The sequence below is a fragment of the Ferrimicrobium acidiphilum DSM 19497 genome (genome assembly GCF_000949255.1).
Classification (GTDB): Bacteria; Actinomycetota; Acidimicrobiia; order Acidimicrobiales; family Acidimicrobiaceae; genus Ferrimicrobium; species Ferrimicrobium acidiphilum.
This window is the reverse complement of record NZ_JXUW01000015.1, coordinates 21376-38342: the sequence shown is the minus strand read 5'-3', so window position 1 is coordinate 38342 and position 16967 is coordinate 21376. Positions and strand designations below refer to the sequence as shown.

General features: G+C 55.7%; 14 protein-coding genes. 8 read left to right on the top strand and 6 right to left on the bottom strand.

Features of this window, described 5'->3' with window-relative positions:
- The first annotated feature begins 1 nt into the window (after window position 1).
- The 7 genes from FEAC_RS08235 to FEAC_RS08205 all read left to right on the top strand — a co-directional run bounded on the left by FEAC_RS08235 (window position 2) and on the right by FEAC_RS08205 (window position 6705).
- Window positions 2-304 carry a malonate decarboxylase subunit delta gene (locus FEAC_RS08235; RefSeq protein WP_035389391.1) on the top strand — a complete coding sequence of 101 codons (303 nt, stop codon included), beginning with the start codon at window positions 2-4 and terminating at the stop codon, window positions 302-304.
- A complete protein-coding gene (locus FEAC_RS08230) occupies window positions 301-1989 on the top strand; it encodes a biotin-independent malonate decarboxylase subunit beta (RefSeq protein ID WP_052566078.1) in 1689 nt (562 codons plus the stop codon). Before FEAC_RS08235 ends, FEAC_RS08230 begins: the two co-directional genes overlap by 4 nt.
- Complete coding sequence (locus FEAC_RS08225) at window positions 1983-2651, top strand: malonate decarboxylase holo-ACP synthase (RefSeq protein ID WP_052566077.1); 669 nt, start codon at window positions 1983-1985, stop codon at window positions 2649-2651. The genes FEAC_RS08230 and FEAC_RS08225 overlap by 7 nt, the downstream gene beginning before the upstream one ends.
- Entirely contained in the window at window positions 2648-3601 is a 954-nt protein-coding gene (locus tag FEAC_RS08220; protein WP_052574657.1) for an acyltransferase domain-containing protein, read from the top strand. The genes FEAC_RS08225 and FEAC_RS08220 overlap by 4 nt, the downstream gene beginning before the upstream one ends.
- Window positions 3598-5124: a carboxylesterase/lipase family protein gene (locus FEAC_RS08215; RefSeq protein ID WP_052566075.1), complete on the top strand. Its 1527-nt coding sequence runs from the start codon at window positions 3598-3600 to the stop codon at window positions 5122-5124. The genes FEAC_RS08220 and FEAC_RS08215 overlap by 4 nt, the downstream gene beginning before the upstream one ends.
- Before the next feature lie 92 nt (window positions 5125-5216).
- Window positions 5217-5963 (top strand): class I SAM-dependent methyltransferase, encoded by a 747-nt coding sequence (locus tag FEAC_RS08210; RefSeq protein WP_052566074.1) that lies wholly within the window; start codon window positions 5217-5219, stop codon window positions 5961-5963.
- On the top strand, window positions 5944-6705 hold the full coding sequence (locus FEAC_RS08205) for a UbiA prenyltransferase family protein (RefSeq protein WP_052566073.1): 762 nt from the start codon (window positions 5944-5946) through the stop codon (window positions 6703-6705). The genes FEAC_RS08210 and FEAC_RS08205 overlap by 20 nt, the downstream gene beginning before the upstream one ends.
- A gap of 527 nt (window positions 6706-7232) precedes the next feature.
- On the opposite strand, the gene ettA is transcribed toward FEAC_RS08205, so the two are convergent.
- Window positions 7233-8909 carry an energy-dependent translational throttle protein EttA gene (ettA, locus tag FEAC_RS08200; RefSeq protein WP_081901088.1) on the bottom strand — a complete coding sequence of 559 codons (1677 nt, stop codon included), beginning with the start codon at window positions 8907-8909 and terminating at the stop codon, window positions 7233-7235.
- Window positions 8910-10091: 1182 nt separating this feature from the next.
- Between ettA and FEAC_RS08195 the strand changes: the two genes are divergently transcribed.
- Window positions 10092-11135: a zinc-dependent alcohol dehydrogenase family protein gene (locus FEAC_RS08195; RefSeq protein WP_035389393.1), complete on the top strand. Its 1044-nt coding sequence runs from the start codon at window positions 10092-10094 to the stop codon at window positions 11133-11135.
- A 952-nt stretch (window positions 11136-12087) separates the two neighbouring features.
- Here FEAC_RS08195 and FEAC_RS08190 read toward each other — a convergent pair.
- The 5 genes from FEAC_RS08190 to FEAC_RS08170 all read right to left on the bottom strand — a co-directional run bounded on the left by FEAC_RS08190 (window position 12088) and on the right by FEAC_RS08170 (window position 16964).
- Window positions 12088-12939, bottom strand: coding sequence for a fumarylacetoacetate hydrolase family protein (locus FEAC_RS08190; RefSeq protein WP_052566072.1), 852 nt, complete (start codon window positions 12937-12939; stop codon window positions 12088-12090).
- Entirely contained in the window at window positions 12939-13679 is a 741-nt protein-coding gene (locus FEAC_RS08185) for a GntR family transcriptional regulator (RefSeq protein WP_035389395.1), read from the bottom strand. The genes FEAC_RS08190 and FEAC_RS08185 overlap by 1 nt, the downstream gene beginning before the upstream one ends.
- Before the next feature lie 212 nt (window positions 13680-13891).
- Entirely contained in the window at window positions 13892-14605 is a 714-nt protein-coding gene (locus FEAC_RS08180; protein WP_160290364.1) for an enoyl-CoA hydratase/isomerase family protein, read from the bottom strand.
- Window positions 14606-14623: 18 nt separating this feature from the next.
- Complete coding sequence (locus FEAC_RS08175) at window positions 14624-16114, bottom strand: aldehyde dehydrogenase family protein (protein WP_201773874.1); 1491 nt, start codon at window positions 16112-16114, stop codon at window positions 14624-14626.
- Between the two features lie 91 nt (window positions 16115-16205).
- On the bottom strand, window positions 16206-16964 hold the full coding sequence (locus FEAC_RS08170) for an ABC transporter ATP-binding protein (RefSeq protein WP_035389399.1): 759 nt from the start codon (window positions 16962-16964) through the stop codon (window positions 16206-16208).
- Window positions 16965-16967: the final 3 nt, after the last annotated feature.

The following is a 16967-nucleotide window of genomic DNA, read 5'->3' as shown; positions in this document are numbered from 1 at the left end:
TATGGAAACGCTTCATTTTGACTTCCCGGCTGACATCCCTGCCCTAAGGAGAGCTCGAGTCGGTGTGGTCAGCTCCGGCGACCTAGAGGTACTACTCTTTCCGGACACAGGGAACGCTAGTGCCCAGGCTCTTGTACGCGTACGCACCAGCGTCGACGGTTTCGCAGAGCTTTGGCAAGCAGCGCTCTATCGATTCTTCGACCGCCATCCAGTCGCTGGGCGCTATGAGCTCAATGACTTTGGTGCCACTCCAGGAGTCGTTGCTCTCCGATTGCTTCAAGCAATAGAGGCGAGTTGCTCATGACTAGCAGTCTCCACGGATCGACTTCGACTCCAGCTCAGGGCAACCAAGCACCTTGGCAAGCACTGCTTGCGAGGGATAGCTTCATTGAGTTAGACGGCCGGGGACGAGCACTGGCGTTACTCGACGCTGGTACTCATCGCGAGCTATGTGGACCCTTCGATGGAGTTGAATCACCCTGGCTCGAGAGTCAAGGTATCGTCCCTCAATCCGATGACGGCCTCATCGTGGTAAAGGGTGAGATCTTCGGTCTGCCATCCGTAGTTATCTCAATAGAGCAGGCCTTCGCAGGCGGAGCGATCGGCGAGGTCTCGGGAGCGAAGATGACTACCGCACTTGCAATGGCGGCAGCTCAAGAAAGAGGAGGTCCGTTACCGGCAGTTCTTCTACTGGAGAGTGGAGGTGTTCGCCTTCAAGAAGCCAACCTAGGACTCGCCGCTATCGCCGAGATCTGCGCCGCCCTCCTCGAGCTACGTCGCTTGAAGCCGGTCGTTGGGGTCATCGCTGGCCCACTCGGTTGCTTTGGAGGTATGGGCATCGTAGCTGGCTTATGCACTCACTTGATAATGACCGCTGAAGCCAGATTGAGCCTCAACGGCCCTGAGGTGATCGAGAGCGAAGCTGGAATCTACGAGATAGATAGCACCGACCGTAGCGCTATCTGGGCAGCAACCGGAGGCAGGGCTAGAGTTGCAGCCGGCCTGGCGGATCGGCTAGTTCTAGACGATGTAGGTGCCATGCGAGCGGCAGTGGCGGAGGCACTGAAAGTGCACCCGACTAACTCGCACCGATCGCAGCGCTTGACCACAACTAGACAATGGATCGAAACCAACACGCCAACGCATCAGGCTCTGAAGACCGACAGAAAGGTTCCGACATCCACACCTGAGCGGGGAACGATATGGACCGAGGCACTCACCGAAGTTGATCTCATGAGACCGTGTCCCTCAGTTCTTCGCGGTGAGCTACGCCTAGATGTCCGCGAAGCCGTCATTCTGTCCATAGCTGTAGATCCCGAAAGCCGTTACCATCGCGCAGCGCACGGCGAGTTGGGACTCCGCGAAGGTCTAGTGTTGGCCGAGCAGATCATCCAGGTAGTGAAAACTGACCAAAGCCTTCGCCCGACGGAAAAACGACCAATCATAGCTATCGTTGACGTGCCGAGCCAAGCCTACGGTTGGATCGAAGAGACAACGGGCCTGCATCACGTCTTGGCGTGTGCTGTCGACGCCTACGCCACAGCACGCATGGCCGGCCACCCAATCATTGCTCTCGTGGTCGGCCAGGCAATTTCGGGGGGATTTCTGGCACACGGATTCCAGGCCAATCAGATCCTGGCCCTAGATGACCCGGGGGTTCAGATCCACGCCATGCACCAGGCAGCAGCAGCTCGCATCACCCGGCGAAGTCTAGAATCGCTCGAGATCTTGGAGCGGACGGTTCTGCCTATGAGTCGTCGCGTTAGCGACTGGGCAAAGCTTGGCCTTTGCGATCAGTTGATTTCGATCAACGACCCGGATGCACCAACCGCCAGCGACTTAACGATGGTTCGATCAGCTCTGACACTAGCGGTCGATCGCGCTCGCATGGAGCCACTCGACCTCAGCAACCGGAGAATATTTACTGGCAACTCGACTACCCGTCGCGCCACTCAAGAGGTGATGGCGCGCATGGCCGCGCAGTGGTAATTAGCTCTGCGACCAGACGGGCAGGGGCTACCAAGGCAGCACCCCGACCTCACGACTTGCTGAGAATCGACGCCAACACGCTCATCTCAGATGACTCGGCCACCCCACAAGAATGGGTTAGCCACTGTCTATCTCGGACTCCCTGGGTGGTTGTGCGATGGTCCCCTGCCGGCAATGAACTAGTAGCGGTCGGTGTCCGCGGGGACGATAGAGTTCAACGCTTCGCGGCCTGGGTACCTCTAAGCGCCATTAACCAGATACTTTCACCCGAGGACCTGGTCGGCCACATCGACGGCATTGATCCTAACTTTGCCGTCGCCGAAGCTGCTAAATCCGCTCGGGATCTATTCAAAACTTTCGGACTGACGTGGGGGGTGACAGGAAGCGTGGGATTCACGCTTGCCACCGGTTTCAACGCGATACACTCAGCAAGCGACCTCGATCTCGTGGTGCGAGTCAGTGCGGAAACCGTCATCGGCGAACGAGAGTGGAAACATATCTCCACCTCGCTAGCGAGCCTACCTTGTAGGGTAGACGCGCGCATCTCGGCGCTAATCGGGGAGATTAGCCTAAATGAGTATGTAGCAGCAGCATCCGAGCCGGTACTCGTGCGTACCGCTGAAGGTCCGAAACTGATCTCGGATCCTCTGGGTGCACGATGAGCTGGGCGTTGTTATTTCCCGGCCAGGGATCACAAAGACCAGGCATGATCTCAACCATCGCTCAAAATCCAGCTAGCATCAGGGTGCTCGACAGCGCCCGAAGTCTGATCGGCGGCGAGAACCTTGACTGGCTTGACACCTCAGGTGGGCTTGCCACAACATCGGGAACGCAGCTATCGCTCTTCATAGCTGGAGTTGCATCGGTGGCCTCTCTCACCAGCTCGCTCATGCCCAACTATGTTGCGGGACATTCGGTCGGGGCTTTGGCTGCAGCCGTAACTTGCGGTGCAATCAGCTTCGAAGAGGGTCTCGATCTGGTAAAAGTTCGCGGCCGTGTCATGGAACAGCTCCACCCGAGCGGGTATGGAATGGCCGCAGTACTTAGGCGAACCGAACGCGAAGTCCGTCACATGGTTGCGGCGGTCAACAGAGCCGATGATCCCCTCTTTGTTGCGATCGTAAACGCCGACAACCAGGTCGTGGTGGCAGGTAGCGAAGCCGCGCTCGGCAGACTAGCCGAAGTGGCCGGAGGCAGCGTGACTCGTTTAAACATCAAAACCCCATCACACTGCCCTCATTTGACGGCAGTAACCGACATGCTATCTACCAAGCTCGCAACAATCCCTACTCGTGAACTTCGATGTTCGTACGTGCTCAACAGTCGACCGCGCACAACAATCGATGCTAGAGCAGTCCTTGACGACCTTGCACTCAGCCCGTCTGTGGAGCTTCGATGGCTCGACATGCTGACCCTGCTCAGCGAGCTAGGAGTAGAGCTCTTTGTCGAGGCCCAACCGGGCGATGTTCTAACCAGGATAGTGCGTCAAGTTCTGCCACACACTCGCGCCGTCGCCATTAAAGATGTGACTCCCCTCGAACTGGAGATGCTGATCGAGCTAGCCGCTGATGGCCGCCCATCGCTTCGCCCTCCAACTGAGGAGTACTGGTGAGAGAGCGCAAGAACGTAGTTGCCACTAAGTATGGGTTAGTAGAAGGAACCACTGAAGGGCCAAATCGCCTTTGGCGCGGCATCCGCTATGCCGCTCCCCCAACGGGTGGCTTGCGATACCGCCCACCTCAATCGCCTGAGCCTTGGTCCGGCGTGCGCCTCGTCGACCACCCTGGCCACATCGCTTGGCAAGGCAGGAGCATAGACCCTTCCGCCGGTGCGCCAGCTTCAGAAGACTTTGACGAAGATTGCCTGTTCATCAATGTGAGTTCTCCGGTCACACCCTCACCAGATCCTCAGGGATACCCGGTCATGGTGTGGATTCACGGCGGTGGCTACACCCAGGGGTCAGGCAGAGAAACTCCGGTAGGCGATGGCGAGGCATTCGTCTCTCGAGGCATGGTCGTAGTAAGTTTCAACTATCGCCTCGGTTCGCTCGGCTTTCTAGACCTCTCCGAATTTCTTGGCGATAGCGAGCGCGACTCAGGTGCCGTTGGACTGCTAGACCAGATTTTCGCGCTGCAGTGGGTGCGAGACAACATCATCGGGTTTGGCGGCGACCCTAATCGCATAACGATCTATGGGGTGTCGGCTGGTGCCAAAAGTGTCGCCAATCTTCTTGCCTCCCCACTCAGCTCCGGTCTTGCACAACAAGCGATCTCCGGTAGTGGCGGGGCGGACCATGTGGCCACTCGGCCCCAAGCAGCGCGCTTGAGTCGGCGCTACCTGCGCGAACTTGGGCTTACCGAAGCGAACGCTCACAAGCTACGCGCAATCCCGGCCGATGACCTGATCGCCGCACAGGAGGAGATCGCGAGTGGAGCACGTGCCATTTGGGTATGGCGTCCAACCCTTGGCAGCTCAGCTCTGCCGATCGCACCTCTAAATGCGATTGCAGCTGGGTCGGCGGCAGGTGTAAAAGTAGTAGCCGGAAGCAACGGTAACGAAGGTGTCACCTACAGTCTGCTCGATTCGAGCGCCGGAGAGCAGGCTGAAGGTGTGCTAACCAACCTCTTCGGATCTGATCGAGCCCATATCATTATCGATGCTTATCGCGTTGCCCGTCCCGACCTCAACCATGATGACATTGGGATAGCTATCCTTGGTGACGAAAGATATGGGATACCGACACGACGCTTAGCCATCGCTCAATCCATGAATGCACCCGTCTGGCGCTACCGCTACGATGGGTGCCCTCCCGGTCTACCACCCCAGCTAGCCGGTGGACATGGGCTCGACATGTTTGCAATCTGGAACGCCCACGACTTCGCGACCCAAGCACCCGACGATCCCCAGGCACAGCTGTGTCTTGCGATGGCTGACGCGGTATCCTCATTCATCATCACGGGAACTCCAAACGCACAGCCATTGCCCACATGGGACCGATACGAGCCTAATGCGGAGACAACCATGGTCCTAGACTCGCCTCCCCGGATCGAATTTCATCCAGGTGCCCAGGAGACTGCCGCATGGCCGGAAGAGACTTGGGCATCAGGCACTTGGTGGCCGATCGATGGGCTGTGACAACTAAGGGCTGCTCTTAACTTTCAGCAACTCGAGACGACCGGCTCAAGGGTAGCGATAGCGTTTGCGCTAACTGGGCTAACCTTACGCCTGTGACGAGAAAGATTGCTTCAGACCCAAATCGCTTTGCTGTTGAACTTTTTGATGGTCTACCAGCGCATTACGACATGCTTGCAAATATCCTATCCTTTGGCCAAGATCGTCGGTGGCGCCGTGAAGTCGTAAAACACGTAGGTGACACCGATTCACCCGGCTTGGTGCTCGATGTCGCCACCGGTCCTGCTGGTATTGCGCTCGCAATCCGTGCAGCCACCGGAGCGCAGGTGGTTGGCATCGACATCACGAAAGCGATGCTTGTCCGTGCGCGCGAGAATTTATCCAGGCGTGGTGAAAACTCCATACATCTCATACAAGCTAGAGCAGAGCAGCTACCCTTTCCAGATCAAACCTTCGATGCAGTTAGTTTCAGCTATCTGCTTCGTTATGTGGCTGATCCGGCTGCTACGCTTACAGAACTGGCTCGCGTCCTCCGACCTGGTGGAACTCTGACTAGTCTCGAATTTCACGTTCCGCCCGCTCTTTGGTGGCGTGCATCATGGTGGCTTTACACACGTCTCATACTGCCGACCGCAGGATGGCTAATAGGGGGCGTCGAGTGGTTTAACGTCGGTCGCTTTTTGGGACCTAATATCTCGGAGCACTACAGGAGGTACCCAGTGGCATGGACCGTAGATGCGTGGAGACGCGCCGGCATAGACGACGTGGAGACTCAACTTATGTCACTGGGTGGAGGTCTGGTGATGTGGGGGACCAAGGGCCATGGAACCCGAACCAGGTGAAACTAGCGCTCCCAGAGACGGCCCCGCCTACTACGCCGTGGGTGCCCATACTCGCCTTAGAGACGTGCGAGCCATACTTCACCCTCCGTACACAGCCTGGCATCTCTCCTACGTCGTCATTGGTTCGCTGCTAGCATCGAAGGTCAACTGGAGTACACTCGCGGCTGCGGTGGTCGCCTTCTTCCTGGCGGTAGGGGTAGCGGCGCATGCGCTCGATGAACTCCGAGGGCGTCCGCTGGGAACACAATTACCCAAGAATCTCCTGATTACTTGCGCAGCTCTGGGTCTGTCTGGTGCGATAGCTATTGGCATCTTAGGCGTGCTACGGCTTGGCCCCTGGTTCGCCGTATTCATTGGTTTAGGTGTCATACTCGTGCTCGGCTATAACCTCGAACTTTTCGGTGGCCGACTCCATACCGATCTTGGCTTCGCCTTGGCGTGGGGCGCGTTCCCGATTTTAACAGCAGCCTACGCTCAAGATCAGACTATCGCTGCATCAACCATACTTCTCGCATGCTCGGCGACTTTCCTGTCTGCCGCCCAGCGATCACTATCCAACCAAGCTAGGAAGATACGGCGTCGCGCGGTCTCCGTTGAGGGTCGTATCGTCTACGCAGACGGAACAGTCGAGCGTCTCTCTCGATCATACCTCCTCGTCCCTGTGGAGAGGGCTTTGCGCGCCCTCTCCTGGGCGATCATCGTCCTGGCCGCCAGCCTGCTACTCCTACGGTTGGGCTACTGACTAAAGGCAGCTACTGCCGTGAAACGCACAATTAGACCAAGTATGTTGCGCTGATCCGCCCACTGTTGACAAAAGGCCGTCGCCTTTTGCAACTTGCCCTACATCAAGTTCAACTACCACTTAGCAGCGCGCTTTCGGCGAGCGCGGGTGGCACATGTGGACACAACCACGCACACGACAACCGAAGCGGCCCATCTAACACTCAAACCGACGAGGCGGGTGACCCCTACCCTAGATACAGGACAATGACACCAAAGAAATGTGGCTTCTAGCGAATCAAAAACCTAAGCGAATCTATCTGTTATGACTTTTCCTTCTTATCTCAAGGATCGCATCGCTCTAGAGTTGACGCCCTATCCTCTCGCGAATGCTCCGACACTTTAAGTGTTGGCTATTGCCACCAGACAACATCAATTAAGCAGACGAGCGTCAGCAATTATTCACTTTAACTCCCGTTACGCCAACCCAAGTCTCACCGCGAACACCCCTGCCCAAAGAGGCCTTAGAACCACGATCCTGAATACGACCTAGCGGGTAAGTGGCTTGTACTTCATCCTATGTGGCTTATCAGCATCGGTTCCGAGCCGTCGATGGCGATCAACCTCATAGTCGGAGAAGTTGCCTTCAAACCAACGCACCTCCGCCTCGCCTTCGAAGGCGAGGATATGGGTAGCGATCCGGTCGAGAAACCAGCGATCATGGCTGATAACCACCACACATCCAGGGAACCCGAGAAGTCCATCCTCGAGTGCCCTCAGGGTATCTACATCGAGGTCATTCGTAGGCTCATCAAGGAGAAGCACATTGCCTCCGCTGCGGAGTACCTTCGCAAGCTGGACTCGGTTTCGCTCGCCGCCGGAGATCTCGCCAATCCGTTTTTGTTGTGTGCTACCTTTGAACCCAAAACTCGCTACATACGCACGGGCGTGGATCTCTCTGCTGCCAACAACGATCCGTTCAACGCCTCCGGTGATCTCGTCATAGACGGTGGCGTTCGGGTCCAGAGAGTCGCGCGATTGGTCGAGATAGGTAAAACGTACACTGCTACCAACGTCGATGGTGCCGCTATCCGGATGCTCCAGGCCAACCATCAGCTTGAAGAGGGTGGTCTTGCCAGCTCCATTAGGACCGATAACTCCGACGATCCCTCCAGGAGGAAGAAGAAAATCAAGATTTTCGATAAGCTGCCTATCAGCGAAGCCTTTTGTCAGTCCACTCACGTTTACCACGACATCGCCAAGACGTGGCCCCGGTGGAATCGCTATCTCTAGAGCTTCACCCCTCTGGTCGGCTGCTTCAGACTCCGCTACCAGCTCATTGAAGGCACTCACCCGAGCCTTACCCTTGCTCTGGCGAGCCCTCGGCGACATGCGGATCCACTCGAGCTCACGGGCCAGCGCCGCCTGGCGGGCTCGGTCAGCCTTCTCCTCCGCAGCGAGGCGTGCCTGCTTCTGCTCTAACCAGGAGGAGTAGTTCCCTTCCCATGGGATACCACGACCTCGGTCAAGCTCCAGGATCCACGAGGCCACGTTATCCAAAAAATAGCGGTCGTGTGTGATTGCAACTACCGTGCCTGCGTACTCATGCAAGGTTCGTTCCAACCACGCCACCGACTCCGCATCGAGATGGTTGGTGGGTTCGTCAAGCAAAAGAAGGTCTGGTTTAGCTAGCAATAACCTGCACAGAGCAACCCTACGCCGTTCACCTCCAGAGAGCGTGGTGACGTCAGCATCGGAGGGCGGAAGACGAAGAGCGTCCATCGCAACCTCAAGCGTCCGCTCAAGGTCCCAACCATTCAGCGCGTCAATCCGAGTCTGAAGTTCTGCCTGTTCCGTGAGGAGAGCATCAAAGTCAGCGTCTGGGGAGGCAAAGGCCTCACAGACCTCGTTGAACCTCGCCAACAGGTCACGCTGCTCACCAAGACCATCGGCGACGTTGCCGACTACATCCTTGGTAGGATCGAGTTGAGGCTCCTGCGGAAGATAACCAACGGTGAATCCGGGGCTGAGGCGAGCCTCACCACTAAAACCATCGTCGAGACCAGCCATGATACGAAGAAGTGAGGACTTACCAGAACCATTTGGACCGATAACACCAATTTTGGCTCCAGGGTAGAAGGAGATGTTGATCCCCTTCAGGACCTCCCTATCCGGTGGGTAGAAGCGAGTTATATCGCGCATGGTGAAGATATATTGAGCAGCCATGACGTCCAGTCTCGCCGGTGAGAGCTCCATCTCCTGCACTTCTGTCCAAAGTCTCTTCCTTAGCGACTGACCGTACTACAACTCCAAAGGTAACTCATCGCCGGCCTGCCATCGTCTTATTGGCTATAGTGGGCGCGACTGCTACATCGCCGGCAACATCAAGACGACCCACACCTCGCTTTCATAATTGTCTTCACCTCGTACTCACGGATATGGACTGCTGCACAACCACATGACTAGCATTTCTTCCACCCTGGAGGACAGAGAGGATGTCACATTCACCTCTTGCTACTGTCGCAAAATTCATACCGAGGAGAAACAGACAGCCATCCCGATAGATCTAGATAGCGTCCAACCTGGTGATCAGTGGAGTTAATCGGCAAATAGAGCAATCTTCTCCTCACGAGCATTTCAGTGGCGCTCTCATTCCATGGATCCCTCCGGATGCGCGCTAGCGCTATCACCAGTCCAGGTCTATCCTCAGGTCGCTGCTGAAGGGTAGAGCCACACAAACTGTCACCCTGCCCAAGTGTGACCTGGACAAAGATTACGTTCCAATCCTCGCGTAGTTTGCGAGCGCATGGGCCCTTGTCCCGTCAAGTGCTCCAACCGTAGCCACCGGTACTGGACGGCCCCTTGAGCCCCATCAAAGATCTCATGTGTGTCATAGGGGTTGGTTCCTGAGCTATGGGTTTCGGTCGAACGCCTACAAAGGTATGAGTAAGTCGAATCATGAGTTCAGTGGGCCCTTAGGCTTCGACTGGGGTGGGGTGTAAAACTTGGTAACGTGAATTGATAGAGTCCTGGAAGCAACCAGTGGACTAGTTTCAAGAAGCACTATTGCCATCAGCGTCCTCATGACCGGAAAGATAAGATTCACCAACCCACAACCACCTCTTTGCGTCGTGCGACAGGTGTTGCGTAATCCCGAACACCGCGACAATTCGTTGCCACTACCCGCTACTTATTCTCACTTCCGAGCACTAATCCAGACTCGCCGGCTATCGTGCACCACCTCCAAGCCCAGTCGTCTACCTTGAGACGACTTATGGCTGACTAGCAGCTTCAGCCCGCAAAGCATTTACGGCCAAAAGACCCTTACGGTTGGGACTAGCTCCCCTGGTAATCGACAAAGGGTGTTCCTAGGTTCACCTCTAGCTAGTTCGAAAGGCAGTCTGACAAATGAAAGCACTTATCTACCATGGTCCTGGCATGAAGACATGGGAAGACGTAGCAGATCCAGAGATCCACGAAGACACCGACGCGATTATACGAGTGGACACTACCACAATATGTGGCACTGATCTGCACATTCTGAAAGGCGACACACCTGAGGTGGCTAAAGGTCGCATCCTTGGTCATGAGGCCATCGGTACGGTCGAGCGCGTGGGCGCTCAGGTCAAGAATATAGCCGCTGGCGATCGGGTATTGGTCTCTTGCGTGTCGGCATGCGGACACTGTCGATACTGCCGTGAGGCCAGGTTCGGCCAGTGCCTGAACGGCGGAGGTTGGATACTCGGCTACATGATTGACGGCACTCAAGCCGAATATGTACGCATTCCATTTGCTGACAACTCGACCTATCTAGTACCCGAGGGCGTCACAGACGAAGAGCTCCTAATGCTCTCAGACATCCTCCCGACCGGCTACGAAGTTGGAGTTCTCAGTGGGAAGGTAACCCCCGGAGACACAGTGGTGATCGTTGGAGCGGGACCAGTCGGCCTATCGGCGATAACCGGTTCACGCATGTACTCACCTTCACACGTCATCGCGGTAGATATGTCGGATAGACGGCTCGAGGCAGCGAAGGCTTTCGGCGCAGACATCACTATCAATAACACGCGAGAGGACCCGCTAGCAATCGTCAAAGACTTGACCGATCAGCTCGGCGCGGATGTAGTTATCGAGGCAGTTGGTACACCAGCAACCTTTGAGCTATGCACCCAACTTGCCCGCCCAGGAGGGCACATAGCCAACATCGGTGTCCACGGCGCACCTGCGACTCTCCATCTCGAGTCGCTGTGGATCCGCGATTTAACCATAACAATGGGTCTAGTGGACACCTTCTCAATTCCCACCTTGCTACGACTGCTGACCACCAAGCAAATCGATGCAGGAGCGTTTATAACTCATCACTTCAAGATGAACGATATCATGGCCGCCTACGATGCCTTCCAAAATGCAGCTGATACTGGAGCCCTCAAAGTAGTGATCACACGCCAATGACGCCTTCCGCGAGACACCGGTGAGCGAAGCTCCAATCCCACTGGCGAGGCTGCTCAATCCTAGCTAACAATTGAACAGAAATGTGAAGACAATCGCTCTGATCGGCTTGAGTGCGCTGGTCTACCGGTGCGGCCAAAGCGTGCAATTTCCATCGAGACCGCAATAGGCGTCGAGCAGAGATGCCCCGAAACGAAGAGTTCGGCCGACACTAATATTGTTCAGGTGTCGGCTTTGCCCAAACTGATGATCCGGGCCTGCTTGGCCGATGTAAGTATCATCGCACCCGCCGTTCACGACGACAACACCTGAGATGACCGCTGCACCACTCTTATCACCGGCGACTAAACGGCAGTCGCCTGAGGTGCTCGCCAATGAACCCACACTTCTCTGCCTTCTCTGAGCCCCCAAGGCAGGCTCGTGCGATCCCTCGCCGTAAAGTATCCTTAAGAAGACCGAGAGACCGCAACGATCCAGTTGTAGTGCACTGCAGCCAGACTAAGCGCTTCGTCTACCAGATGGATCGTATGCCCCTCGGATTGATAATCCGACTCAATCCGCTGAATCCAATCCACAGGGCGATTCTGATGTATACTAACCGAGCTGTCCAAGTCCCCTCGTTCTAGAACACGAGCGGGTTGCGACCTTCAGATCGTCTCTCTACGACTGGCGACAGACGCAGACGACACCCAACACAACCGACGTAGAGATCTGCTCGCTACGATAACGGCGCTACGCCAGGAGCGATAGCGACTATCGCGAGGACACAGGAGGGGTGTGTTGACGGCAGTAAGACCAATGGAATCGAGGCATAGATGAGAATTTAGATGTTAGCTCCACCTACAGTTAATCCCTAAACAAACCTCCGTTCTATTGTCGCAAAAATAGAGTGGAAAAGGCAGTGACGACAGAGCTACGGCCTGAACCAGCTGGCAGGAATGCGCCACGAGCATCCTCACACAATACAGACGGTGTTCTCCAGTCTCCCTATTCCTTCAATCTCGGAGACAATGTGATCTCCATTTTGGAGGAATCGGGGCGGATCAAAACTCACTGCTACCCCTGCGGGTGTACCCATTGCGATAACATCGCCCACCTGAAGCGGCACAACTCGCGATATCGTTGCGATAGCCTGTTCGACACTCACAATCATGTCCGATAATGCCGCGCGTTGACGCAGCTCTCCATTCACCCAGGTAGAAAGAAGGCGATCACCCAGAGGGTCAAGTTCATCCGGTGTCACCAAAACTGGTCCCATAGGCGATGCGCCCGGCAATGACTTGCCCAGGAACCACTGGGCGTGCAGGGCCTGCAAGTCGCGAGCGGTCACATCGTTGATCACCGTGTACGCCGCGATGTACTCGCCTGCACTATCGGCACCGATATTCCGCCCTGATTTCCCAATCACAACTGCCAACTCAGTCTCGTAGTCGAGCTGGTGAGCTAAACCCTCTTGGACCACGAGACTATCAGTTGGGCCACAAAGCGCTGCTACCGCCTTGGTGAAGATAATCGGTGCTGATGGTACTACCTCCGCATCACGATTAAACAATGCAAACTCCTCTGCATGTGCGACGAAGTTCTTTCCCAGGCACATCACATTGCGCGAAGGAAGCAAGGGCATAACGGGTGCGAAATCCTGAGAGAGAGCGCGCTCCGCAGTCACGAAAACCCGCGCCGCGTCTACACCTTTAAGCAGGACCGTGATGGAGGACTCAGTGCTCGCGTCACCAACGTCATACCAACGTTCATCATGTCCCAAAGCAAGCCGATTTTGGCGACCATCCGTCATTGTTGCTATCCGCATCACTCACTCCTGTCAGTCTTATTACGACCATTCATTCTTATCACCTCATCCACCCAAGCCAGCGTTGCGCCTAAGTGCGCGCGTACCAGCCTTTGTAGCTCGCCAACATCTCCACGCTCAAGCGCCGCAAACATCTCACGATGTTCGTGCTCGGCTCGCACTCTACTTTGATCGGATTGCGCCACCATGTTGATGTACAAACTCGCCCTATTGCGTAGCATCGTTATCATCTCCACCAACAATGGTTTGCCAGACATCTCATATAGGCAGGTATGGAACCCAAGGTTATACCTAATCCAATCGGCCGAATCTCTGATCTCTACCAATCCCTCCATGTGCAGTCGAAGCTGCTCGAGCTTATCTACGGTTCTATGTCCAACAGCCTCCTTGACAGCCTCACACTCAAGGATCTCCTGCAGTTCATAGATGTCACGCAGCTCTCCAATCGATGGCTGGGCCACCATAGCTCCCTTATGTGGATCCAGTCGTATAAGACCCTCAGCGGTGAGCCGATGCAAGGCCTCGCGCAACGGAGTCCGGCTTACCTGCAGCTGCCTGGCAACCTCATCTTGCCTCAGAACTGCGCCAGACTGTATCGCACCCGAGAGAATGAGACTCCTCAACAGATCAGTCGCAGCCTCAGTGGCGGTGACTCGACTCAGCTGAGGTATCGAAGAATCCGATACACCAATGCGCGCAATCCCCTCTACATCATCACGAGTAACCAACGGATCAGTCATGTGCCAACCACCCTCACGACAGGACCCCCTGCCAGCAACGTATCAATCCTCCAGAATCAAGCTCAGTCATCAAACCGACCCCAGTGATCAACTGTATCGGACTGCAGATCCGTTAGCGAACTTGGCAACTGCCAATGGGTCCACTAGCGTGAATCGAACTGAAGTGAAGAGGACATATACGCCTATTCCGAACGTCAGCACCTGCCGGCCACCTAGTTATTAGAGAGATCCGGGCATGAGTCAGACTGCTGCCTAACTAAAGTGCGAAGCACCAGGCGATCCGCGGCCGCCCGAGACTCGGCGATTATCGCTAACCTCTCCTGGCTAGGTAGATCGGACTTGATCTGTGCACACACCGAGCTAGGTGCGAGCATGAGCGTCTTAACGATTGAATTAGTACGCTCATCCATGAGTTGAGAAGGCACGACTTCATTTGCCAGCCCGATCCTGCAGGCCTCGACAGCATCGATCTCCTCACCACTAGCCGCCATCCAAAACGCCCTCCGTCGACCAACCACGTAGGGCAGCCATGCAAGCACGAGAGCTGGTGAAAGCCCGTCACGCACCTCGGGAAACCAGAACCTCGAACCTTCAGCAACAATGGCCACATCAGCCAATGCGACGAGACCGACGCCAAATCCAGCAGCATCGCCATCAACCCTTGTCACCACCGTCAGACGGGTTGCAAGAAGGGCTACGTTAGCCTCTGCCAGCGCTGACGCCATTGCTCGCATCTCTCCAGGCAGACGAGCAGAACGATCCCTGCCGGTGCAAAACACCTCACCCACAGCCGTTAAAACCACCAGTGATGCCGACGCGGGTGGATTCATGAGAACGTCCGTCAAGCCCAGGCACATCTCTTCGGTGAACTCATTTCCAGGTCCATTCTCGAGCTCAACCCTAAGAAGTGCTCCATCTTGGCTCACGTTCAAACCATTGATCATCTAATTCAACCGTCCTTGCTGACCCCCACCATACCAATCAACCGATTCTTCAGCTGTCCGAATCGTAACAGCCTTAACATGCGTAAACTCGTGAAACGACTCCCAACCACCCTCACGGCCAATTCCGCTCTCTCCGCTCCCACCCCATGGAGAACTAGGATCGAGTCGATGGTGATCGTTCACCCAAACTATTCCACAATGCAATCCTGATGCGAAACGATGCGCTCGAGCAACATCTCTGGTCCAGACTGCTGCACCAAGTCCATATACGGAATCATTCGCCTTGGAGAGTGCATCTGCCTCATCCCGAAATGGAACAACGAAGGCCACTGGACCGAAAATCTCTTCTCTGGCCAACCTGTACTCCTGCGATGGGGCAGTACACACGGTCGGACTCATAAAGAACCCACCCGGTCGTCCGTCCACGGAGACCTCGTCGCCTCCCGAACGAACATCGACTCCCTCAGCCGCCGCAAGATGCACCTTCTGCAACACACGATTTCGAGCCACAGCCGAGATCATTGGTCCCATCTGAGTCTTAGGATCTCGAGCATCACCAACTCGAAGGCCGCCTGCTATCCCCACAAGCCGCTCGACAAATTCGTTATAAAGTGACTCATCAACAATGAATCTCCTGCCGGCGATGCAGGTTTGTCCAGAGCCAATAAAGGCGGAGAACGCTGCGCCTCGAACTGCCTCTTCGACCGGGGAATCCTTGAACACCACAACCGGCGAGGAACCACCGAGCTCCAATGTACACGGAGCAAACCGTGTAGCACACGCCTGTGCTACCAATCTTCCTGCCTCAGTGCCGCCAGTGAAGGTGATCCGCGAGATGAGTGGATGGGCTGCGAGCGCTGCGCCTGCAACTCCGCCGGTACCAGGAACAACGTTGAGTACACCCGGCGGAATACCCGCCTCCAGTGCTAGCTCTCCGACTCTGAGAGCAGTGAGCGGCGTCAATTCAGATGGCTTGAGCACCACAGAGTTGCCAGTGGCCAGGGCAGGAGCGAGACTCTTAGACGCAATCATCAGTGGATGGTTGAAGGAGGCCAAGATCCCGACCACCCCTAATGGACTCCGTTCAGTATAGGAGTGATAGTCGCCTGGCATCGGAACAACGCTCGTACGGTCGGCGAGCGCCAACGCGGCGTTATAACGGTACCACTCCGGCAGTCGTGCAATCTGAGCCCGAGTCTCGGCAACCGGCCTTCCATTGTTCAACGTCTCAAGGACGTTCAACTCGTCCAAGGCCCCCTCTAGAAGGTCAGCAAACCTTGTCAGCACTCTGGCCCTCACGTGTACTGGAGCCTTGCTCCACTCCCCGTCTACGAATTTTTCGTAGCCAGCCTGAACGGCAACATCCACATCGTGGCTATTGGCCGATTGCACTATCGCTATCACCTCTCCAGTAGATGGATTGATGACCTCCAAGGGCTCATCATGCCCTTGCAAATCCTTACCATCTATCAGTAGGCTCCGCTCTTCCATCATCGCACTCCTAGATCAAGCGTCACAAACATTGGCCCGATCCCTAGCGCCGTTGCAACCTGGGCGAAACTAACCGTCTCCGACACCATACTCACAGCGCCTCACTAGAGACGGGACCCAAAGAGCCGCGACCCAAAAATAGCTGCCCGAGATCAGGAATTGCCTTTAACTCCTCAGCGCTGCCCTCCAATCGCAGCTGTCCGTCGGTCAGTATGTAACCCCACGAAGCGACCTCTAGGCCCAAGCTCACGCGCTGCTCTATGAGCAACACCGCCTTTCCGGAACCAGCAGCGCCAGTCACAATACTCTGCAACACCTTCTCAGCAATCAATGGCGCCAGATTCGCCGTAGGCTCATCAAGAATTAACAATCTGGGCCGTGCCATCAGAGCTCGAGCAATTCCGAGCATCTTGCGTTCACCACCGCTTAGCGTACTAGCCGCTCGTCTACGGCTCGGAAGCAACTGGGGAAAGAGGGAGTACACCTCCTCTTCACGCTCACGCAAATCCGCGCCCTTATAGGCATAACCACCCATCTCGATATTCTCCTGAACAGTGAGCGGCGGAAAAACATCTCGCACTTGAGGCACGTATCCCACACCATGACCGACTCGATCCTCCTCGCCCATGTGGGTGACATCGACATCATCGATCTTTATCGAACCTTCGAGTGCGGGGAGCTCGCCCGTTATAGCTTTTATTAAAGTACTTTTGCCAGCCCCATTTGGCCCCATAATGAGCACTATCTCGCCGAGGCCAACCTGTATGCTCACCCTCTGGACAATAGGCGTCTTGTTGTACCCCGAACTCACTCCAGCTACATCTAGAAACGGCTTTACCCTAGCAACCATCTA